25 protein-coding genes are annotated in these 19479 nt (G+C 52.2%); 13 read left to right on the top strand and 12 right to left on the bottom strand.

What is annotated here, in order from left to right:
* Positions 1–32: 32 nt before the first annotated feature.
* The 8 genes from hpf to M2374_RS09615 are packed head-to-tail and all read right to left on the bottom strand — an operon-like array spanning position 33 to position 6225.
* Positions 33–320 (bottom strand): ribosome hibernation promoting factor, encoded by a 288-nt coding sequence (hpf, locus tag M2374_RS09650; RefSeq protein ID WP_003025078.1) that lies wholly within the window; start codon positions 318–320, stop codon positions 33–35.
* Positions 321–342: 22 nt separating this feature from the next.
* Entirely contained in the window at positions 343–1776 is a 1434-nt protein-coding gene (gene rpoN, locus M2374_RS09645; protein WP_115257376.1) for an RNA polymerase factor sigma-54, read from the bottom strand.
* A 46-nt stretch (positions 1777–1822) separates the two neighbouring features.
* Positions 1823–2548 carry an LPS export ABC transporter ATP-binding protein gene (gene lptB, locus M2374_RS09640; protein ID WP_040234138.1) on the bottom strand — a complete coding sequence of 242 codons (726 nt, stop codon included), beginning with the start codon at positions 2546–2548 and terminating at the stop codon, positions 1823–1825.
* 6 nt (positions 2549–2554) lie between these two features.
* A complete protein-coding gene (lptA, locus tag M2374_RS09635) occupies positions 2555–3109 on the bottom strand; it encodes a lipopolysaccharide ABC transporter substrate-binding protein LptA (protein ID WP_115257377.1) in 555 nt (184 codons plus the stop codon).
* On the bottom strand, positions 3078–3653 hold the full coding sequence (gene lptC / locus M2374_RS09630; RefSeq protein WP_115257378.1) for an LPS export ABC transporter periplasmic protein LptC: 576 nt from the start codon (positions 3651–3653) through the stop codon (positions 3078–3080). The genes lptA and lptC overlap by 32 nt, the downstream gene beginning before the upstream one ends.
* Positions 3650–4216 carry a 3-deoxy-manno-octulosonate-8-phosphatase KdsC gene (gene kdsC, locus M2374_RS09625; RefSeq protein WP_181688705.1) on the bottom strand — a complete coding sequence of 189 codons (567 nt, stop codon included), beginning with the start codon at positions 4214–4216 and terminating at the stop codon, positions 3650–3652. The genes lptC and kdsC overlap by 4 nt, the downstream gene beginning before the upstream one ends.
* A gap of 31 nt (positions 4217–4247) precedes the next feature.
* Entirely contained in the window at positions 4248–5234 is a 987-nt protein-coding gene (gene kdsD / locus M2374_RS09620; protein WP_096755505.1) for an arabinose-5-phosphate isomerase KdsD, read from the bottom strand.
* Positions 5235–5247: 13 nt separating this feature from the next.
* Positions 5248–6225, bottom strand: coding sequence for a calcium/sodium antiporter (locus tag M2374_RS09615; RefSeq protein ID WP_096755506.1), 978 nt, complete (start codon positions 6223–6225; stop codon positions 5248–5250).
* A 215-nt stretch (positions 6226–6440) separates the two neighbouring features.
* On the opposite strand from M2374_RS09615, the gene mlaF reads away from it, so the two are divergent.
* The 7 genes from mlaF to murA all read left to right on the top strand — a co-directional run bounded on the left by mlaF (position 6441) and on the right by murA (position 11291).
* Positions 6441–7253: a phospholipid ABC transporter ATP-binding protein MlaF gene (gene mlaF, locus M2374_RS09610; RefSeq protein ID WP_115257381.1), complete on the top strand. Its 813-nt coding sequence runs from the start codon at positions 6441–6443 to the stop codon at positions 7251–7253.
* Between the two features lie 7 nt (positions 7254–7260).
* Positions 7261–8043, top strand: coding sequence for a lipid asymmetry maintenance ABC transporter permease subunit MlaE (gene mlaE / locus M2374_RS09605; protein WP_045448070.1), 783 nt, complete (start codon positions 7261–7263; stop codon positions 8041–8043).
* Positions 8044–8047: 4 nt separating this feature from the next.
* Positions 8048–8605 carry an outer membrane lipid asymmetry maintenance protein MlaD gene (gene mlaD / locus M2374_RS09600; RefSeq protein WP_115259895.1) on the top strand — a complete coding sequence of 186 codons (558 nt, stop codon included), beginning with the start codon at positions 8048–8050 and terminating at the stop codon, positions 8603–8605.
* An 18-nt stretch (positions 8606–8623) separates the two neighbouring features.
* On the top strand, positions 8624–9259 hold the full coding sequence (mlaC, locus tag M2374_RS09595; RefSeq protein WP_115257382.1) for a phospholipid-binding protein MlaC: 636 nt from the start codon (positions 8624–8626) through the stop codon (positions 9257–9259).
* The gene (gene mlaB, locus M2374_RS09590; RefSeq protein ID WP_096755509.1) at positions 9259–9552 is read left to right on the top strand and encodes a lipid asymmetry maintenance protein MlaB; all 294 of its coding nucleotides are present in this window, start codon (positions 9259–9261) and stop codon (positions 9550–9552) included. Before mlaC ends, mlaB begins: the two co-directional genes overlap by 1 nt.
* A gap of 171 nt (positions 9553–9723) precedes the next feature.
* On the top strand, positions 9724–9978 hold the full coding sequence (gene ibaG / locus M2374_RS09585; protein ID WP_259154617.1) for a BolA family iron metabolism protein IbaG: 255 nt from the start codon (positions 9724–9726) through the stop codon (positions 9976–9978).
* Positions 9979–10031: 53 nt separating this feature from the next.
* Positions 10032–11291, top strand: a complete 1260-nt coding sequence (murA, locus tag M2374_RS09580; RefSeq protein ID WP_096755510.1) for a UDP-N-acetylglucosamine 1-carboxyvinyltransferase — start codon at positions 10032–10034, stop codon at positions 11289–11291.
* A 56-nt stretch (positions 11292–11347) separates the two neighbouring features.
* Here the strand turns inward: murA and sfsB are convergent, their stop codons facing one another.
* A complete protein-coding gene (gene sfsB / locus M2374_RS09575) occupies positions 11348–11632 on the bottom strand; it encodes a DNA-binding transcriptional regulator SfsB (protein WP_115257384.1) in 285 nt (94 codons plus the stop codon).
* A 236-nt stretch (positions 11633–11868) separates the two neighbouring features.
* A complete protein-coding gene (gene ispB / locus M2374_RS09570) occupies positions 11869–12840 on the bottom strand; it encodes an octaprenyl diphosphate synthase (RefSeq protein ID WP_115257385.1) in 972 nt (323 codons plus the stop codon).
* Between the two features lie 258 nt (positions 12841–13098).
* On the opposite strand from ispB, the gene rplU reads away from it, so the two are divergent.
* The 4 genes from rplU (at position 13099) to cgtA (ending at position 15968) form a co-directional block, all read left to right on the top strand.
* On the top strand, positions 13099–13410 hold the full coding sequence (gene rplU, locus M2374_RS09565; RefSeq protein WP_003025032.1) for a 50S ribosomal protein L21: 312 nt from the start codon (positions 13099–13101) through the stop codon (positions 13408–13410).
* A gap of 19 nt (positions 13411–13429) precedes the next feature.
* Positions 13430–13687 carry a 50S ribosomal protein L27 gene (rpmA, locus tag M2374_RS09560; protein ID WP_096755516.1) on the top strand — a complete coding sequence of 86 codons (258 nt, stop codon included), beginning with the start codon at positions 13430–13432 and terminating at the stop codon, positions 13685–13687.
* Positions 13688–13814: 127 nt separating this feature from the next.
* Positions 13815–14780, top strand: a complete 966-nt coding sequence (locus M2374_RS09555) for a DMT family transporter (RefSeq protein WP_096755517.1) — start codon at positions 13815–13817, stop codon at positions 14778–14780.
* Positions 14781–14795: 15 nt separating this feature from the next.
* Entirely contained in the window at positions 14796–15968 is a 1173-nt protein-coding gene (cgtA, locus tag M2374_RS09550; protein WP_096755518.1) for an Obg family GTPase CgtA, read from the top strand.
* Between the two features lie 129 nt (positions 15969–16097).
* Here cgtA and dacB read toward each other — a convergent pair whose 3' ends face one another.
* Complete coding sequence (gene dacB / locus M2374_RS09545) at positions 16098–17534, bottom strand: serine-type D-Ala-D-Ala carboxypeptidase (RefSeq protein WP_115257386.1); 1437 nt, start codon at positions 17532–17534, stop codon at positions 16098–16100.
* Between the two features lie 247 nt (positions 17535–17781).
* Between dacB and greA the strand changes: the two genes are divergently transcribed.
* Complete coding sequence (gene greA, locus M2374_RS09540; RefSeq protein WP_096755520.1) at positions 17782–18258, top strand: transcription elongation factor GreA; 477 nt, start codon at positions 17782–17784, stop codon at positions 18256–18258.
* Positions 18259–18411: 153 nt separating this feature from the next.
* On the opposite strand, the gene yhbY is transcribed toward greA, so the two are convergent.
* Positions 18412–18705 (bottom strand): ribosome assembly RNA-binding protein YhbY, encoded by a 294-nt coding sequence (gene yhbY / locus M2374_RS09535; RefSeq protein ID WP_096755522.1) that lies wholly within the window; start codon positions 18703–18705, stop codon positions 18412–18414.
* A gap of 125 nt (positions 18706–18830) precedes the next feature.
* Between yhbY and rlmE the strand changes: the two genes are divergently transcribed.
* Positions 18831–19460: a 23S rRNA (uridine(2552)-2'-O)-methyltransferase RlmE gene (gene rlmE / locus M2374_RS09530; protein ID WP_004106110.1), complete on the top strand. Its 630-nt coding sequence runs from the start codon at positions 18831–18833 to the stop codon at positions 19458–19460.
* The last annotated feature ends 19 nt before the right edge of the window (positions 19461–19479 follow it).

Genomic DNA, 19479 nt, shown 5'->3' with positions numbered 1-19479 from the left:
GCCGTCCTGCACCCGCTAACTGCCCGGACAAGTTAGTGCTGTTTCAGTTTATCTTTATGTTTTGTTAACTGCCGAGCCAGTTTATCAATTAAACCGTCAATGGCGGCGTACATATCCTGACCTTCCGCGCTGGCATGAATTTCGCCACCGTTCACATGCAGTGTTGCATCCGAGATGTGTGTCACCTTCTCCACCTTCAACACAATATAGACCTGATTAATCCGGTCGAAATATTGCTCAAGTTTGGCGAACTTTGTGTTCACAAAGTCACGCAGTGCTTCAGTGATTTCGACGTTGTTTCCAGTGATGTTGAGCTGCATAGTGTCTTCCTTATCGGTTGGGTCAGACCAGCTGTTTGCGCTGGTTAGACGGCGGAATGGATAAAGACTCTCGGTACTTCGCAACGGTGCGGCGTGCCACCATGATACCCTGTTCTGACAGCATAGAGGTTAACTTGCTGTCACTCAGCGGTTTCGCAGGGTTCTCCGCAGCAATTAATTTCTTCACCAGTGCGCGTATCGCTGTAGAAGAGGCTTCGCCCCCGCCCTCAGTGTTGACGTGGCTGGAAAAGAAATACTTGAGTTCAAAAATGCCGCGTGGACTGTGCAGATACTTTTGCGTGGTCACTCGGGAAATGGTTGATTCGTGCATCTCGACGGCTTGGGCGATATCCGCCAGCACCATCGGCTTCATAAATTCTTCGCCTTTCTCAAAGAAGGCTTGCTGTTGCTCAACGATACATCGACTGACGCGCAACAGCGTGTCGTTACGGCTTTCCAGACTTTTAATCAGCCACTTTGCATCCTGGAGATTGGTGCGAATAAACTGGCTGTCGGCATCGTTGCGCGCTCCATTGCACATGGCGGCATAGTGCTGATTAATCTGTAGACGCGGAATGCTGTCGCTGTTCAGTTCGACGACCCAACGATCGTTATGTTTGCGCACCAGTACATCTGGGATCACGTACTCTGGCTCACCGGTTTGGATCGACTGCCCGGGTCTCGGATCCAGCGACTGGATCAGGTTGACGGCTTCTTTCAGCACATCTTCTTTCAACCGGGTAACGCGCATGAGCGAGCGGAAATCGTGATTGGCTAACAGATCGAGGTGATCGCTGATGATCAGGCGGGCTTCTTCCAGCCATGGTGTGGCTTTGTCAAACTGCGACAGTTGAATCAACAGGCAGTCGCGGAGATCTTTCGCCGCCACGCCAACTGGATCAAAACGTTGAACGCGTTTTAGCACGGCTTCGACTTCATCGAGACCAATGTCGTCATCACCCATGCTCTCGAGAATATCGTCCAGAGAAACGGTGAGATATCCGGTATCATCAACCGCATCGACAATTGACGTCGCAATGGCGCGATCGGTATCCGAGAACGGGGTCAATCCCACTTGCCACATCAGGTAATCTTGTAATGATTGCGTAGTTTCACCCTGATACACAGGCAGTTCGTCGTCGATGTAATCCCCACTGGTGCCCGACGGCGTGCCTGCGGTGTAAATTTCATCCCAACTGGCATCCAGCGGCAGTTCTTCCGGCATCTCTTTTTGTTCGAGAGCATCTGCGGTATCGAGGGAATCGCTGTCCTGTTTTTCCTGGGTATCAATTTCGTCGTGAAGATCGGTTTGCTCGAGCAGTGGGTTACTTTCCAGCGCTTGCTGAAGTTCTTGCTGAAGTTCCAGCGTAGACAACTGCAACAGACGGATAGCCTGTTGTAGCTGAGGCGTCATTGCCAGTTGTTGGCTAAGCCTGAGTTGCAAACCTTGCTTCATGTTCAGAGTGGTTTTCTCCTGCAGTAACGTGACGTCTTCTACCCTATCAGAGTCTGAAGTCTTCCCCAAGGTATACGCGCTTAACGTGTTCGTCTTGCAGTATTTCGGTTGGCGTGCCGTGTGCTATCAGATGTCCCTGACTCACAATATAGGCGCGTTCACAGACCGCCAGCGTTTCACGCACGTTATGGTCGGTGATCAGCACGCCCAGTCCGCTGTCGCGCAGGTGTTCAATGATACGTTTGATATCAATAACGGAGATCGGGTCAACGCCGGCAAACGGTTCATCCAGCAGGATAAATTTCGGATTTGCAGCCAATGCACGAGCGATTTCCACACGGCGACGTTCCCCCCCGGACAGCGACTGTCCCAGGCTGTCCCGCAGGTGTTCGATATGGAACTCTTCCATCAATTCGTTAGCACGATCTTCGCGCTGTTCGCTGGAGAGATCGTCACGAATTTGCAGTACCGCCATCAGGTTATCAAACACGCTCAGACGACGAAAAATAGAGGCTTCCTGCGGTAAATAACCGATGCCGCGACGGGCGCGTGCATGCAGCGGCAGCAGGCTGATGTCTTCGTCATCGATGATGATGTTGCCCGCATCGCGCGGCACAATGCCCACCACCATGTAAAAGGTCGTTGTTTTGCCCGCACCGTTAGGGCCGAGCAGACCGACGATCTCCCCGGAGTTGACGGTCAGACTGACGTCTTCCACCACACGGCGGCCTTTATAGGCTTTTGCAAGGTTCTTTGCAGTTAATGTTGCCATAACGAATCAGTTACCTTTTTTCTCTGCCGGAGCTTTGGTTTTGTTTTTATCCTGCAGCTGTGACGGCACTAAAACGGTAGTGACGCGTTTGCCTTTATCGCTGAAGGCCTGCATTTTCTGCTCTTTTACCAGATAGGTAATTTTGTCGCCGGTGATGTTGCTGTCCACCTGCTCCAGATAGGCTTTACCCGTCAGCACAACGAAATCTTTTGCCAGTTCATAGTGCATCTGTAAGGCATGGCCGTTAACGGGTTTACCGTTATCCTGCATCTGGTAAAACGTTGCCGGATTGCCGTAGCCATCGATCACTTCTTTACCGTCTTCACCGCCCGGACGGGTCACGACAACCTTATCGGCATTAATTTTGATGGTGCCCTGCGTCACGATAACATTACCGGTAAATGTCACCACGTTACCCTGCATATCCAGGGACTGCTGATCCGATTCAATGTGAATCGGCTGCTCGGTATCGCCGGTGACGGCAAATGCCGGAATGCTGGCGGCCAGAAGGGAGCTGGCAAGCACAAGATTAAGGCTGAGTTTGTTTGTTTTGGATTTCATATGAGGTTCTAACCTTTTCAATCAGCTCGGCGTTCTTGCTGCGTAAATTGCCGCGCATCTTCAGTCCGCTGGAGTTAAATGTTGTTCCATACAACGTGACCAGATCGTTTGAGGTGACATCTTGCGTCACCAGGTTAATCTGCGCGTTATCGGTCGTAATTCTGCGTAGTTGAGAGTCTGCCACCAGGGCGTTGACTTCAACATGGCCATACAGATACAGCATCCGATCCTCAGTCAATTTTGCTTTATCAGCCTTGATAGACCAGGTCGGCACTTTATCCTTATCAAACGTGGTTAATACCGGTTGAGTAAACCACGAAACAGCCTGATCGGAATAATATTCAACGTGTTGAGCGATAAGTCGATAGCTCAGTGCGCCTTCCGGGCTATACACGACAGTGTCGGTATGTTCGCTCTTATAGGTCGGCTCGTTGTTATTGATTACCACCTGAGTGGTGTCGTCTTTGTCTGCCAGGTTAATACCGATCAGCACAAGGACGGCCAGCGACAGTAGAATGATAACCCAACGTCTGGTTTTGCTCATATCGATTGACCTTTGGCCTCGTCCAGTTTGCCCTGCGCCAGGAGTAATAAATCGCAGACCTCACGTACCGCGCCGCGCCCTCCATCAATGCGCGTGACATAGTCGGCACGGGGGATCAGCCGCGGGTGGGCATCCGCTACCGCCACGCTTAATCCGACTTTCGCCATCACCGGCCAGTCGATCAGATCGTCGCCGACGTATGCCACCTGTTCCGGCGCGATAGCCAGCTTGTTGAGCAGATCGTCGAAGGCGACCAGTTTGTCCGACTGTCCCTGGTACAGATGGGTAATCCCCAACGTGTTACAGCGGTCTTCTACAAGTTTAGCCTTTCGTCCGGTAATAATAGCAACCTCGATACCGGAAGTGAGCGCACAACGAATTCCGTAGCCATCACGGACGTTAAACGCCTTGAGCTCTTCGCCGTTGTTGCCCATATAAATCAGGCCATCAGACAGTACGCCATCCACATCAAGGATCAGCAGACGAATATTCTCTGCCCTGGTGATGACTTCAGCGCTGACGGGTCCATAACAGGTCGCAAGCGACGCACCTGCGTTACTCATTTCTTTTATCCTTGCGTTTCTACTCTACTTTTTACACTACGCCTGCACGCAGGAGATCATGCATATGTAACACACCGAGTAAACGGTCGCCATCAGCAACCATCACCGAGGTAATATGGCGGGATTGCATTAAATTCAGAGCGTCCACGGCAAGAATGCCCGGACGCACGCGAATGCCCCCGGGGGTCATCACGTCGGCAATCCCCAACTGGCGAACGTCAACGCCCATATCAAAGACGCGGCGTAAGTCACCATCCGTGAAGATGCCGTCGATCTTCATGGTGTCATCGCAAATGACGGTCATGCCGAGATTTTTACGCGTAATCTCAAGTAACGCATCGCGCAGGCTGGCGTTTTTATTCACATGCGGGATCTCGTCGCCCGTATGCATAATATCGTTAACGCGCAGCAAAAGCTTACGCCCCAGTGCGCCACCGGGGTGCGACAACGCAAAATCTTCCGCAGTAAAGCCGCGGGCTTTCAATAATGCCACGGCGAGCGCATCGCCCATCACCAGCGTCGCGGTTGTGCTGCTGGTCGGCGCCAGACCTAATGGGCAGGCTTCCTTGGGTACTTTAACACACAGATGCACATCTGCTGCACGCGCCATGCTGCTTTCCGGACGACCGGTCATGCAGATAAGCGGGACGTGAAGGCGTTTGAGCACCGGAATTAATGCGGCAATCTCATTGGATTCACCGGAATTAGAAATGGCGATCACCACGTCCTGCGGCGATACCATGCCCAGATCGCCGTGTGCGGCTTCGCCAGGATGTACGAAAAAGGACGGTGTACCGGTACTGGCAAACGTGGCGGCCATTTTGCGCCCGATATGCCCGGATTTCCCCATTCCCATCACCACAACTTTACCCGCGCAGTTGACGATTTTCTCACAGGCGAGGGTAAAGTTCAGGTCGATGTACTGATCAAGCTCCGCCAGGCCTTCACGTTCAATAGCCAGGACTTCCTTGCCTGCTTGCTGAAAGTCAAAACCCGGTTGCAACTCTAAGTGCGACATAATGCGTTTCCAGTTATCCAACGAGAAGTGGCGATACCCAATACAGCATCGCCAGCCATATGATAAAACCGCCGGTCAGCAGTGCACCCGCGCCGCGACCAATCTGGCGCGGACGTCGCCAGCAGAGTAATGCAAAAATAACACTTACCAGTAGCATCACACTGTAGTCACGGACGAAGGCCATCGGATTGACCTCGCCCGGTGTGATCAGTGCGGGGAGTCCGAGAACGATAACAATATTAAAAATGTTGGCCCCGATGATGTTGCCGACAGCAATATCATTTTCACCCTTACGCAGGCCCGCGATAGCCGTTGCCAGCTCTGGCAGGCTGGTGCCAATCGCCACCACCGTTAATCCGATGGTGAGTTCGCTCATGGCAAAGTAATTCGCCAGTACGGTGGCGTTATCGACCACCATTCGCGTTGCCATTGGCATAATAATCAGCGCAATGCCCAGCCACAGAAAGGCGACAGGTAGTCCCCCTTCGCGCGGCAGTTCTGCCACTTGCTCCCGGGTCAGGCTGTCATTGCCTTCCCGTTCCGCCAACCGCGCGATTTTAACAATGAATAGCAGCCATAGCACGGCCAGAAGCAGAAGAAAAAAACCATCGCTGCGGCTTAGTTCCCCGTCGTACAGCACGGATGCGGCCAGAATACTGACCAGCAACATTAGCGGTAATTCGCGACGCAGAACATCAGAATGCACGGTAAAAGGGTGAATCAGCGCTGACAGGCCTAAAATCAGGAGAATATTGGTGATGTTTGAGCCGAGCGCGGTGCCGACGGCTAAATCGAGCTGCCCATTCATAGAGGCGGCAACGGAGACAATAATTTCAGGTAACGATGTGCCTATGCTGACGACGGTCATCCCAATGATGATGGGGGGAATGCCGAAGGTGCGGCATAAAATAGAGGCGGCAAATACCAGACGGTCGGCACCGTAGACCACCAGAAGTAAACCAATTATTAACAGCGCCGTCGCTAAAAGCATCTAAAGTCCTTTCTTCAGGTATACTCGCCGGTCCACGTGAAGGATCTTCTGGAAGCCGTAACGAAGTCTTAATTTTGACTTTATGCGGCTAAAAAGTAAAACAAATGCCAGCTTTCGCTAACCAGAGCGGGTAATAATCTGTAAATATGTTGGGTTCATGGCTAAATTGAGCGCCAAACTCTTCGATCAACGAGGCAATAGTAAAGGATGAATCAATGGGTCAGTCTGTGGCGAATCTAGTCGATATGCACGATGTCAGCTTTTCCCGAGGCGACCGCTGCATTTTTGATAATATTTCCCTGACGGTGCCGCGCGGCAAGATAACGGCGATCATGGGGCCATCAGGCATCGGCAAAACGACGCTGTTGCGTCTGATTGGCGGACAAATTCCCCCGGATAAGGGTGAGATCCTGTTTGATGGCGAGAACGTCCCGGCCATGTCTCGTTCGCGGTTATACACCGTGCGTAAACGTATGAGTATGCTGTTTCAATCGGGTGCGCTGTTTACCGATATGAACGTGTTCGACAACGTCGCTTATCCGCTACGTGAGCATACGACGCTACCCGCGCCGTTGCTGAAAAGCACGGTGATGATGAAGCTTGAGGCCGTTGGCCTGCGCGGTGCAGCAAAATTAATGCCTTCTGAATTATCTGGTGGTATGGCGCGACGTGCCGCACTTGCGCGCGCCATTGCGCTGGAACCAGACCTGATCATGTTTGATGAGCCGTTTGTCGGTCAGGACCCCATCACCATGGGCGTGCTGGTGAAGCTGATCTCTGAACTGAACAGCACGCTGGGCGTCACCTGTGTGGTGGTGTCTCATGATGTGCCGGAGGTTCTGAGTATTGCGGATTACGCCTATATAATGGCGGATAAAAAAATTGTGGCCTACGGTAGTGCTCAGGCACTGCAAGAAAATGCCGATCCGCGTGTACGTCAGTTCCTCGATGGCATTGCTGATGGGCCGGTTCCGTTCCGCTACCCGGCGGGTGATTACCACTCCGATTTACTTAAAACAGGGAGTTAAGCCATCCATGTTGTTAAATGCGCTGGCCTCACTCGGACATCGAGGGATTAAAACCCTCAGGACGTTCGGGCGTGCCGGATTAATGTTGTTCAATGCGGTAGTCGGCAAGCCGGAGTTTCGCAAACATGCGCCGCTTCTGATCCGTCAGCTCTATAATGTCGGCGTCTTATCGATGCTGATTATTATCGTTTCTGGCGTGTTCATCGGTATGGTGTTGGGGCTGCAGGGATACCTGGTTCTGACCACCTACAGTGCGGAAACCAGTCTTGGTATGCTGGTGGCGCTTTCGCTGCTGCGTGAACTGGGACCGGTTGTGGCGGCGCTGCTGTTCGCCGGGCGAGCCGGGTCGGCCTTAACCGCAGAAATTGGTCTGATGCGGGCAACCGAGCAGCTTTCCAGTATGGAAATGATGGCGGTTGATCCCCTGCGTCGGGTGATATCCCCACGCTTTTGGGCGGGGGTGATTTCACTGCCGCTGCTGACGATTATTTTTGTCGCGGTAGGTATCTGGGGCGGTTCACTGGTCGGCGTAAGCTGGAAAGGTATTGATGCAGGCTTTTTCTGGTCTGCGATGCAAAATGCCGTCGACTGGCGCCTGGACCTGGTCAACTGTTTAATTAAGAGCGTGGTGTTCGCCATTACGGTCACATGGATTGCATTATTCAATGGTTATGATGCAATCCCGACCTCTGCCGGGATTAGCCGGGCAACGACACGAACCGTTGTGCACGCCTCTCTTGCCGTTCTGGGGCTGGATTTTGTGCTGACCGCACTGATGTTTGGGAATTGAGTTCATGCAAACGAAAAAAAATGAAATTTGGGTCGGGTTATTCCTGTTGGTTGCGCTGCTGGCGGCGCTGTTTGTCTGCCTGAAAGCAGCTAACGTCACCTCTATGCGTACTGAGCCGACCTACACGATTTATGCGACCTTTGATAACATTGGCGGCTTGAGAGAACGCTCTCCGGTGCGGATTGGCGGGGTAGTTGTTGGACGCGTGTCGGACATTTCGTTGGATCCGAAATCGTACCTGCCGCGTGTGACGCTGGAGATTGAATCGCGCTTTAACCAGATTCCAGATACCAGTTCGCTGAGTATCCGGACTTCCGGTCTGCTGGGTGAGCAATATCTGGCATTGAACGTCGGTTTTGAGGATCCTGAACTGGGAACCGCTATTCTCAAGGATGGTGATACGATCCAGGACACCAAATCGGCGATGGTGCTGGAAGATATGATTGGTCAGTTCCTTTACAACAGTAACAGTAAAGGCGATGACAATAAGAATTCTGGCGATGCGCCGACTGCGGCTCAGGGTAATAATGAAGCCACCACGCCTGCGGGCGCGACGAAATAATCTCAGGAGAATCGACATATGTTTAAACGATTGATGATGGTGGCTATGCTGGTCATTGCTCCACTTAGCGCAGCAACGGCAGCGGATCAAGCCAACCCTTACAAACAGATGGATGAGGCGGCGCAGAAAACCTTCGACCGTCTGAAGAACGAACAGCCGAAAATCCGTTCTAACCCGGATTACCTGCGTGATATCGTCGATCAGGAGCTGTTGCCGTACGTGCAGGTGAAATATGCCGGCGCGCTGGTGCTGGGTCGTTATTACAAAGAAGCGACGCCTGCACAACGTGACGCGTATTTTGCTGCGTTTCGTGAGTACCTGAAACAGGCCTACGGCCAGGCGCTGGCGATGTACCATGGCCAGACTTATCAGATTGCCCCGGAACAACCGCTGGGTGACGCGACCATCGTGCCGATCCGTGTCACCATTATCGATCCGAATGGTCGTCCTCCGGTACGTCTGGATTTCCAGTGGCGTAAAAACTCCCAGACCGGTCACTGGCAGGCGTATGACATGATCGCCGAAGGCGTCAGCATGATCACCACCAAACAAAATGAGTGGAGTGACCTGCTGCGGACCAAAGGTATTGATGGCCTGACGGCGCAGCTGAAATCTATTTCTCAGCAGAAAATCACGCTGGAAGAGAAAAAATAATGACGCAGTCACTCGCCTGGGCGCGTGAAGGTGACAAGTTGTTGCTGGTGGGGGAACTGGATCAGGACGTGTTAAACCCATTATGGGATGCGCGTGTTGAAGCGATGAAAGGGGTTACCTGCATCGATCTGAGCCAGGTTTCCCGGGTTGATACCGGTGGACTGGCACTGCTGGTCCATCTTATTGACCAGGGCAAGAGGCAGGGGAACCGTGTTGTACTCAGCGGTGTGAACGATAAGGTTTACACGCTGGCAAAGCTTTACAATCTGCCTGACGATGTCCTTCCGCGTTAATTTTTTGTAGGCCGGATAAGGCCTTGTGCCGCCATCCGGCAAACCCCCTGAGGGGGTAGCAGCCACCAAAGCCTTGTCTGATTTATCGGCGAGGCTTTTTGCTTATTTATGACAGCGCAACTTTGCTCTAAGATGTTGGGCTGTTTTCACTATCTGACGAATGAAGAGCCCATGGAAAATAATGAAATTCAGAGCGTGCTGATGAACGCACTCTCCCTCCAGGAAGTCCACGTCTCTGGCGATGGCAGTCACTTTCAGGTTATTGCCGTGGGTGAGATGTTTGACGGCATGAGCCGGGTCAAGAAGCAGCAATCGGTCTATGGCCCATTGATGGAGTACATTGGGGACAACCGCATTCATGCCGTGTCGATCAAAGCATTTACCCCAGCGGAATGGGCACGCGATCGCAAACTTAACGGTTTTTGAGCTACGGGTGATGCGCCGGTAGCGAATATGAATTCTTAACAGAGAACAGAATAATGGATAAGTTTCGTGTACAGGGGCCGACTAAGCTCCAGGGCGAAGTCACAATTTCAGGCGCTAAAAACGCCGCACTGCCAATCCTGTTTGCGGCATTGCTGGCAGAAGAACCTGTCGAAATCCAAAACGTCCCGAAACTGAAGGACGTTGATACCTCGATGAAGCTGCTGAGTCAGCTGGGCGCAAAGGTTGAACGTAACGGTTCTGTGCACATTGATGCTCGCGATGTTAACGTCTTCTGCGCGCCATACGACTTGGTAAAAACCATGCGCGCGTCCATCTGGGCGCTGGGTCCGCTGGTGGCTCGCTTTGGTCAGGGCCAGGTATCACTGCCGGGCGGCTGCACGATTGGCGCGCGTCCGGTTGACCTGCACATTACCGGTCTGGAGCAGTTAGGGGCGACCATCAAGCTGGAAGAAGGCTATGTGAAGGCGTCCGTTGATGGCCGCCTGAAAGGCGCGCACATCGTGATGGATAAAGTGAGCGTCGGCGCGACGGTCACTATCATGTGTGCGGCTACGCTTGCCGAAGGTACGACCATCATCGAGAACGCCGCGCGCGAGCCGGAAATCGTTGATACCGCGAACTTCCTGATTGCTCTGGGTGCGAAGATCACCGGTCAGGGCACCGATCGTATCACCATCGAGGGCGTTGAGCGTCTCGGTGGCGGCGTGTATCGCGTTCTGCCAGACCGTATTGAAACCGGGACGTTCCTGGTGGCAGCGGCGATTTCTCGCGGCAAAATCATCTGCCATAACGCACAACCGGACACGCTGGATGCGGTTCTGGCGAAACTGCGTGATGCAGGTGCGGATATTGAAGTCGGGGCAGACTGGATTAGCCTCGACATGCACGGCAAGCGTCCGAAAGCGGTCAATGTGCGCACTGCTCCGCATCCGGCGTTCCCGACTGACATGCAGGCACAGTTCACGCTGCTGAATCTGGTGGCAGAAGGCACCGGTTTCATCACGGAGACCGTGTTTGAAAACCGCTTCATGCACGTGCCTGAACTTAGCCGTATGGGCGCTCACGCAGAGATTGAAAGCAATACCGTGATTTGTCACGGCGTTGAAACGCTCTCCGGCGCGCAGGTGATGGCAACGGATCTGCGTGCATCAGCAAGCCTGGTACTGGCAGGCTGTATTGCAGAAGGCACCACGGTAGTTGATCGCATTTATCACATCGATCGTGGCTATGAGCGCATCGAAGATAAGCTGCGTGCGCTGGGCGCAAATATCGAGCGCGTGAAAGGCGAGTAATAGCCAACGTGTCTAGTGACCCCTTGGTTTTTGCTCAGGGGTCACTGTTCAGCACTTCACTCGAGGGGCATTTTCTCTTTACGCACTCTCATCATCCGTGTTCTGTCGATGAATTCATGCGTCTTTGCGTCGTGATATCGCGACGGCCAAATTACCCAGGGTTCAGTGCCTAGCGCTTTCGCGATAATGACTTCTCCTTTTGGCCATGGACGAGTTAACGCATTTGCCAGCGTTGATGAACTCAACCCATTTCTCCGAGACTCTGCGGCCATTGAGGTCCCTTTCTTGCGCAGTCCTGCGATGATATCAGCTGGATGCCAGTCAATGAGTTTGCTTTCCATACGTCCCTTTCTCCTTTGGTTCACCACTTATGGTTTAACAATTAGCCAGTAGTGACACTATACTCGCGGAGAACGAATGTTCTAAAATGTTCGTGTAAAGGGTTTGTATATTCAGAATAAATCAAGATTTTTTCTAGTGTTATGTAAAATTGTTGTGCTTATTGAAATTTATTGGAATATAAAAAATCCCGTGCAGTGCACGGGATGATGTTATACGAAGAAAGGTGAGGAAAGGATTAACGGTCGCGCTGTACGGCGATATGTGCCAGGCCAATCAGGGCTTCTTTCCATTGCGTTTCAGGGAGTACCTGAAGCGCGGCGATGGCCTTGTCGGCCTCTTCTTCTGCACGCTGGCGGGTCCATTCCAGCGAGCCGCAGGCGTTCATGGCCTCCAGAACCGGCTCCAGAAGATGACGCCCGTTTCCTTGCTCGATAGCCTGACGAATCATTTGCGCCTGTTCTGGGGTACCGTGGCGCATCGCATGCAGCAGCGGCAGCGTCGGTTTCCCTTCGTTGAGATCGTCGCCCACGTTTTTACCCAGTTGCTCGCCGTCTGCGCTGTAATCGAGTAAGTCGTCGATTAACTGGAAAGCTGTGCCAAGATAGCGGCCATAATCCTGCAAGCCTTTCTCTTGTTCTTCGCTGCAGCCGGCAAGAATACCAGAGCACTGTGCTGCCGCTTCAAACAGGCGCGCTGTCTTGCTGTAGATGACGCGCATGTAGTTTTCTTCGGTAATGTCAGGGTCGTTGACGTTCATCAATTGCAGAACTTCACCCTCAGCAATGACGTTCACCGCCTTAGACATCACTTCCAGCACTTTCAGTGAGCCAAGGCTGGTCATCATCTGAAAGGCGCGGGTATAGATAAAATCGCCGACCAGTACGCTGGCTGCATTACCAAACGCTGCGTTTGCCGTTGCTTTCCCACGGCGCATGTCGGATTCATCCACCACATCGTCATGAAGCAGGGTTGCGGTGTGGATAAACTCGATTAGGGCCGCGATCGTAACGTGGGCGTTTTCCTGATAGCCAACGGCGCGAGCAGCAAGTACGGCGATCATTGGGCGAATGCGTTTTCCGCCGCCGCTGATGATGTAGTACCCCAACTGATTGATCAGCTGGACGTCGGAATTGAGCTGTTCAAGGATTGTCGCATTGACACCCGCCATATCTTGCGCGGTTAACTCATTGATTTTTTCTAAATTCATCGCAAAAGCCGGGCTTCTCGCCCCGATTACCTCACTGTATGGCAAGGTAACTACGGGTTTAGGGTTAGAAATATATGCTGATTGTACTGAAAAAACGCCACAGATAAACGTTACCATACACGTTGTGTTTTTTTTCTGCATGTATTGACGGTAGCACTTGTCAAAGGCTCGCGTTTTGCGTAATATTCGCGCCCTATTGTGAATATTTATAGCGCACTCTGAATCATCAAAAAGGTGTGCGCGGAAGCGGAGTTTTTTATGTACGCGGTTTTCCAAAGTGGTGGTAAACAACACCGAGTAAGCGAAGGTCAGACCGTTCGCCTGGAAAAGCTGGACATCGCAACTGGCGAATCTGTTGAATTCGCAGAAGTTCTGATGATCGCAAACGGTGAAGAAGTCAAAATCGGCGTTCCTTTCGTTGATGGCGGCGTTATCAAAGCTGAAGTTGTTGCTCACGGTCGTGGCGAGAAAGTTAAAATTGTTAAGTTTCGTCGTCGTAAACACTACCGTAAGCAGCAGGGCCATCGTCAGTGGTTCACTGATGTGAAAATCACTGGCATCAGCGCTTAAGTTAAGAGGAGCAGATTAAATGGCACATAAAAAGGCTGGCGGCTCGACTCGTAACGGTCGCGATTCAGAAGCTAAACGTCTGGGCGTAAAACGCTTTGGCGGCGAAACAGTTCTGGCAGGTAGCATCATCGTTCGTCAACGTGGTACTCAGTTCCACGCTGGTTCTAACGTGGGCTGCGGCAAAGACCACACTCTGTTTGCTAAAGCAGACGGTAAAGTGAAATTCGAAGTGAAAGGCCCGAAAAACCGTCGTTTCATCAGCATTGTTGCTGAATAAGTTTTTCGCGCCCCGGTAACGGATGAAAGCCCCGCAACGTGTTGCGGGGCTTTTTACATTCGATGGCCGGTAAATATGCTCGTCTCGCCGTGACAACCCGGAAACGAGCTCTTGCAGGGAATACGGCATGAAGCAGCAGGCAGGTATTGGTATTCTTTTAGCGCTGACGACGGCAGTCTGTTGGGGCGCTTTACCAATAGCGATGAAGCAAGTGCTGGAGGTGATGGAGCCTCCTACGGTAGTGTTCTACCGTTTTTTAATGGCAAGTATTGGCCTTGGGGCGATTCTTGCGGTTAAAAAAAAGCTCCCGCCATTGCGTATTTTTCGCAAAGCGCGTTGGTTGGTACTGTTGGCAATCGCCACCGGTGGGCTGTTTGGTAACTTCATTCTGTTTAGTTCATCTTTGCAATATTTGAGCCCAACGACTTCGCAGGTTATCGGACAATTGTCACCGGTTGGCATGATGGTCGCCAGCGTCTTTATCCTGAAGGAAAAGATGCGCGGTACGCAGATTATTGGCGCCATAATGCTGCTGAGTGGACTGGTGATGTTTTTTAATACCAGTCTGATCGAGATTTTTACCAAACTCACTGATTACACCTGGGGTGTGATCTTTGGTGTGGGTGCGGCGACGGTCTGGGTGAGCTATGGGGTTGCGCAAAAGGTGTTATTGCGTCGCCTGGCATCACAGCAGATCCTGTTTTTACTGTACACTTTATGTACGCTCGCGTTGTTGCCGCTGGCTAAACCCGGTGTGATAACGCAGCTCAGCGACTGGCAGCTGGCTTGCCTGATATTCTGCGGCCTGAATACGCTGGTAGGATACGGCGCACTTGCGGAAGCAATGGCGCGCTGGCAGGCGGCTCAGGTGAGCGCCATTATTACGCTCACACCGCTGTTTACGTTATTATTTTCAGATTTATTATCACTGGCCTGGCCCGATTTCTTCGCCAGACCGATGCTAAACCTTTTAGGTTATCTCGGTGCGTTTATCGTGGTTGCGGGCGCGATGTATTCCGCCATTGGTCATCGTATTTGGGGCGGTTTACGTAAGCATGAAACGGTGGTTTCGCAACCCCGCTCAGGCGAATGATTTACGGAGAGTAAAATGAAGTTTGTTGATGAAGCATCGATTCTGGTCGTTGCAGGTGATGGCGGTAATGGTTGCGTCAGCTTCCGCCGCGAAAAGTACATCCCGAGAGGCGGTCCGGACGGCGGTGATGGTGGTGATGGTGGTGACGTCTGGCTGGAAGCCGACGAAAACCTGAACACGCTGATCGATTACCGCTTCGAAAAATCGTTCCGTGCGGAACGTGGTCAGAATGGCGCGAGCCGTGATTGCACCGGTAAGCGTGGTAAAGACGTTACGATTAAAGTGCCTGTCGGTACGCGTGTGATCGATCAGGGCACGGGCGAAACCATGGGCGACATGACCAAGCACGGTCAGCGTCTGATGGTCGCTAAAGGCGGCTGGCACGGTCTGGGTAACACCCGTTTCAAATCCTCGGTCAACCGTACTCCGCGTCAGAAAACAATGGGTACGCCGGGCGATAAACGCGATCTGATGCTGGAGCTGATGCTGTTAGCGGATGTCGGTATGCTGGGTATGCCAAACGCCGGTAAATCAACGTTTATCCGTGCGGTCTCTGCAGCGAAACCGAAAGTGGCGGATTATCCGTTCACCACGCTGGTGCCGAGTCTGGGCGTTGTGCGTATGGACAACGAAAAGAGCTTTGTGGTTGCTGACATCCCGGGTCTGATTGAAGGCGCTGCGGAAGGCGCGGGTCTGGGGATCCGATTCCTGAAGCACCTGGAGCGTTGCCGCGTCCTGCTGCACCTCATCGATATCGATCCGATTGACGGTTCAGATCCGGTAGAAAACGCCCGTATTATTATTGGCGAACTGGAGAAATACAGTCAGGATCTGGCCTCCAAGCCGCGTTGGTTAGTGTTCAACAAAATTGATTTGATGGACAAAGACGAAGCGGAAGAGAAAGCGAAAGCGATCGCTGAAGCGCTGGGCTGGGAAGGTAAATATTACCTGATCTCTGCTGCCAGTCAGTTGGGCGTGAAGGATCTTTGCTGGGATGTGATGACGTTTATCATTGAGAACCCAATTGTTCAGGCTGAAGAAGCGAAGCAGCCAGAGAAAGTGGAGTTCATGTGGGACGATTATCACCGTCAGCAGCTCGCTGAAGTCGAAGACGAAGCGGAAGATGACTGGGATGAAGATTGGGACGAAGACGACGAAGAAGGCGTTGAGTTCATCTACAAGCGTTAATCCTGGTGCCGGATGGCGACGCGATTGCGTCTTATCCGGCCAACAATATCAACGGGCCGCAAATGCGGCCCGTTTTGTTATGTGCGCTGTAGGTCGGATACGCGCAAGCGCTATCCGACAGCATCACCGTCAGTTGTTCTGATAAATATCTTTGTACAACCGGCTTTCAAAGCGTACCAGCGGGATACGGCGGTTACGCTGGTCAGCGGGTTCTACCGCATAGCCAGACAGATACTGTACAAACGCCATGCGTTGCCCGCTTGCCGTGGTAATGAATCCTGCAAGGTTATACACCCCCTGTAACGAGCCGGTCTTCGCGGAGACTTTGCCATCCACGCCAGCCTGATGCAGACCCGCACGGTATTGCAGAGAGCCGTCATGGCCTGCCAGCGGCAGCATCGTAATAAAGTTCAGCTCGTTGTCATGCTGTGCGATGTACTGCAGCACCTGCATCATGGTGGCGGGCGCAATCAGGTTGTGGCGAGAGAGGCCGGATCCGTCGGCAATGATCGTGTTACCAATATCGACACCCGCCTGCTGGCGCAGGATCTGGCGTACGGCATCGGAACCTGCGCGCCAGGTGCCAGGGACATTAAATCGCGCGTGGCCGATCATACGAAAAACGGTGTCAGCAATCATGTTGTCCGACTTTTTCAGCATAATCTTAAGCAGGTCATGTAAAGGCGCTGACTGCTTGCTGGCGACAACGGTACCCGGCTCGTTGACCTGCGTCTGGCGCAGCAGCGTACCGCTGTAGGTGATACCCGCTTGTTTCAGCTCATCTTTAATAATTGCCCCGGCATAGCTGGCGCCGTCCTGAATGGCAAACGCCAGCGGCAGTGGGTCGGTGCGCTGGGGAAGACAACCGGTTAGCGTGAAGCGGTTTAAATCGCCAGGAACGACATCCAGTTCACAATATTGCGCTTCTGCAGAACCACGCGCGAGGGTGCGAACCTGGCTGAACATGGTTACCGGGTAGTATGATGCCACGCGAATAAAGGCGAGATCGTTAGGTTTTTGCGCACTGTAAAGCGACACCGAGAAGCAGTTACGATCAACAATCGCTGCCGCAGGTGGTGCGCTAAAACACTGCGTCATGTCGTTCCAGGGCCAGCCAGGTGCTTTATCATGACTGGCGAAAATGGACGTGTCGATGAGGACATTTCCGGCAATTTGCGTCACGCCTGATTTTTTCAGGGTTGCTACCATATTGCGAATATCCTGACGTTTTAGCGTCGGATCGGCACCAAATCGCGCCACCAAGTCGCCTTTCAATACCCCGCCTTCCACGCGACCTTTGGTTTCTAGCGTAGTAGTAAAACGGAAGTCCGGCCCAAGTTGGATCAAGGCCGCCAGGGCGGTGATGACTTTTTGGGTGCTGGCGGGTAGGGCCATTTGTTGGCTATGGTAATCAATAGCAGGCGTCGGAGCCCCAACCTTCTGTACCATAAGGGCGAGGTTGGCCCCGGCAGGGAGCTGGTTGATATACTCGTCAACATTCGCAGCCTGAACGCTGAACGCCGCAATACTGGCAGTCAATCCGATGGTAAATCTGGGAAATCGCATAATCTCGCGCTAACAACCTGGAAACAGGCCGTCATACTACGGCGCAACGCCCCAAAAAGTAAACGATGACCCATAGGGAACTCCAGGGTAAAATGATCATCAAATAGAGAATTGTAGCTGACCTGGGTCCTCGGGCCCGGGTCGGTATTTTTTTGCTTCTGACTCTGGCATCGCGTTTGCCAGGGTGGGCTTAGCAGCCGGGGTGAGGACAACCGCCCCCTACAGGAATGTTCAAGAGGTATAACAAATGCAAGCTATCCCGATGACCTTACGTGGTGCTGAAAAACTGCGTGAAGAGCTGGATTTTCTGAAATCTGTGCGCCGCCCTGAAATCATTGCCGCGATCGCCGATGCGCGTGAACACGGTGACTTGAAAGAGAACGCGGAGTACCACGCGGCCCGTGAACAGCAGGGATTCTGCGAAGGACGCATTAAAGATATCGAAGCTAAGCTGTCTAACGCGCAGGTTATCGACGTCACTAAAATGCCGAACAATGGCCGTGTCGTTTTCGGTGCAACGGTGACCGTTCTGAATCTTGATAACGATGAAGAACAGACCTGGCGCATCGTAGGTGATGACGAAGCCGATTTTAAACAGAACCTGATTTCAGTTAACTCGCCTATTGCTCGTGGCCTGATTGGCAAAGAGCAGGATGACGTGGTGGTTATCAAAACGCCGGGCGGTGAAGTGGAATATGAAGTGGTGAAAGTAGAATACCTGTAATTCGCATCTTGGTTAAGATGTTGATACATTGTAAAGAAAGGAAAAAGGCCGCATAGCGGCCTTTTATCAACGAAGAGAGCGTGGCATTTTGCTCTCCTGCTAGCGGAAATTCCCGCGTTTTACACAAACTACGTGTTCAACTTTGGGATATTCTTAGCGTGGCAGCGAGATTTTACGTTCTTTAGTCGGGCGATACAGTACCAGCGTTTTGCCGATGACCTGTACGTTACAGGCGCCGGTTTCGCGTACGATAGCTTCCACGATCAAGGTTTTGTTATCGCGATCTTCCGAGGCGATTTTCACCTTGATAAGTTCATGGTGCTCTAGCGCTTGTTCAATCTCGGCCAGTACCCCTTCGGTCAAACCATTATTGCCAAGCATGACTACAGGCTTGAGCGGATGTGCCAGACCTTTCAGGTGCTGTTTTTGTTTAGTACTCAGATTCATCGTATATTTTTGCTTAGGTTGGGATTGAAAACGGGTCATTCTACCGCCATCTCCCATATATCACCAAATAGCAGTGTAGAAATTTACACCATTGGTTACGATGAACTGCCCGATGGGAAAGTAAAATGACAGGTAAAAAGCGTTCTGCCAGCTCAAGCCGCTGGCTTCAGGAACACTTTAGCGATAAATATGTTCAGCAGGCACAGAAAAAGGGGTTACGTTCCCGTGCCTGGTTTAAACTTGATGAAATACAGCAAAGTGACAAAATTTTTAAACCGGGGATGACGATAGTTGACCTCGGCGCTGCACCCGGTGGCTGGTCGCAATACGCGGTTACGCAGATCGGAAACAGCGGCCGCATTATCGCTTGCGATCTTTTACCTATGGATCCAATCGTTGGTGTGGACTTCCTTCAGGGCGACTTTCGTGATGAATTAGTCCTGAAAGCGTTACTTGAGCGCGTAGGTGACAGTAAAGTACAAGTTGTCATGTCCGATATGGCACCAAATATGTGTGGAACACCGGCGGTGGACATTCCCCGGGCCATGTATTTGGTAGAGCTGGCGCTTGGAATGGCTCGTGATGTATTAGCGCCAGGTGGTAGTTTTGTAGTTAAGGTGTTCCAGGGCGAAGGCTTCGATGAGTATCTAAGAGAGATTCGCTCCCTGTTTACGAAGGTCAAAGTTCGTAAGCCGGACTCTTCCCGCGCTCGTTCGCGTGAAGTGTACATTGTAGCGACCGGGCGTAAACCATAACCGGCAGATTTTAAACGAA

Source organism: Citrobacter sp. JUb117, from assembly GCF_024809055.1.
GTDB lineage: Bacteria > Pseudomonadota > Gammaproteobacteria > Enterobacterales > Enterobacteriaceae > Citrobacter > Citrobacter gillenii.
This window is presented reverse-complemented; position numbering and strand designations above follow the sequence as displayed.

What these genes read in the sequence shown, in the direction of transcription:
- lptC (WP_115257378.1), bottom strand. Translation starts at nt 3,653, where the DNA reads ATGAGCAAAACCAGACGTTGGGTTATCATTCTACTGTCGCTGGCCGTC.
- mlaD (WP_115259895.1), top strand. Translation starts at nt 8,048, where the DNA reads ATGCAAACGAAAAAAAATGAAATTTGGGTCGGGTTATTCCTGTTGGTT.
- cgtA (WP_096755518.1), top strand. Translation starts at nt 14,796, where the DNA reads ATGAAGTTTGTTGATGAAGCATCGATTCTGGTCGTTGCAGGTGATGGC.
- sfsB (WP_115257384.1), bottom strand. Translation starts at nt 11,632, where the DNA reads ATGGAAAGCAAACTCATTGACTGGCATCCAGCTGATATCATCGCAGGA.
- rlmE (WP_004106110.1), top strand. Translation starts at nt 18,831, where the DNA reads ATGACAGGTAAAAAGCGTTCTGCCAGCTCAAGCCGCTGGCTTCAGGAA.
- yhbY (WP_096755522.1), bottom strand. Translation starts at nt 18,705, where the DNA reads ATGAATCTGAGTACTAAACAAAAACAGCACCTGAAAGGTCTGGCACAT.
- rpmA (WP_096755516.1), top strand. Translation starts at nt 13,430, where the DNA reads ATGGCACATAAAAAGGCTGGCGGCTCGACTCGTAACGGTCGCGATTCA.
- kdsD (WP_096755505.1), bottom strand. Translation starts at nt 5,234, where the DNA reads ATGTCGCACTTAGAGTTGCAACCGGGTTTTGACTTTCAGCAAGCAGGC.
- ibaG (WP_259154617.1), top strand. Translation starts at nt 9,724, where the DNA reads ATGGAAAATAATGAAATTCAGAGCGTGCTGATGAACGCACTCTCCCTC.
- M2374_RS09555 (WP_096755517.1), top strand. Translation starts at nt 13,815, where the DNA reads ATGAAGCAGCAGGCAGGTATTGGTATTCTTTTAGCGCTGACGACGGCA.
- lptA (WP_115257377.1), bottom strand. Translation starts at nt 3,109, where the DNA reads ATGAAATCCAAAACAAACAAACTCAGCCTTAATCTTGTGCTTGCCAGC.
- mlaB (WP_096755509.1), top strand. Translation starts at nt 9,259, where the DNA reads ATGACGCAGTCACTCGCCTGGGCGCGTGAAGGTGACAAGTTGTTGCTG.
- hpf (WP_003025078.1), bottom strand. Translation starts at nt 320, where the DNA reads ATGCAGCTCAACATCACTGGAAACAACGTCGAAATCACTGAAGCACTG.
- dacB (WP_115257386.1), bottom strand. Translation starts at nt 17,534, where the DNA reads ATGCGATTTCCCAGATTTACCATCGGATTGACTGCCAGTATTGCGGCG.
- rpoN (WP_115257376.1), bottom strand. Translation starts at nt 1,776, where the DNA reads ATGAAGCAAGGTTTGCAACTCAGGCTTAGCCAACAACTGGCAATGACG.
- mlaF (WP_115257381.1), top strand. Translation starts at nt 6,441, where the DNA reads ATGGGTCAGTCTGTGGCGAATCTAGTCGATATGCACGATGTCAGCTTT.
- kdsC (WP_181688705.1), bottom strand. Translation starts at nt 4,216, where the DNA reads ATGAGTAACGCAGGTGCGTCGCTTGCGACCTGTTATGGACCCGTCAGC.
- mlaE (WP_045448070.1), top strand. Translation starts at nt 7,261, where the DNA reads ATGTTGTTAAATGCGCTGGCCTCACTCGGACATCGAGGGATTAAAACC.
- M2374_RS09615 (WP_096755506.1), bottom strand. Translation starts at nt 6,225, where the DNA reads ATGCTTTTAGCGACGGCGCTGTTAATAATTGGTTTACTTCTGGTGGTC.
- murA (WP_096755510.1), top strand. Translation starts at nt 10,032, where the DNA reads ATGGATAAGTTTCGTGTACAGGGGCCGACTAAGCTCCAGGGCGAAGTC.
- lptB (WP_040234138.1), bottom strand. Translation starts at nt 2,548, where the DNA reads ATGGCAACATTAACTGCAAAGAACCTTGCAAAAGCCTATAAAGGCCGC.
- mlaC (WP_115257382.1), top strand. Translation starts at nt 8,624, where the DNA reads ATGTTTAAACGATTGATGATGGTGGCTATGCTGGTCATTGCTCCACTT.
- rplU (WP_003025032.1), top strand. Translation starts at nt 13,099, where the DNA reads ATGTACGCGGTTTTCCAAAGTGGTGGTAAACAACACCGAGTAAGCGAA.
- greA (WP_096755520.1), top strand. Translation starts at nt 17,782, where the DNA reads ATGCAAGCTATCCCGATGACCTTACGTGGTGCTGAAAAACTGCGTGAA.
- ispB (WP_115257385.1), bottom strand. Translation starts at nt 12,840, where the DNA reads ATGAATTTAGAAAAAATCAATGAGTTAACCGCGCAAGATATGGCGGGT.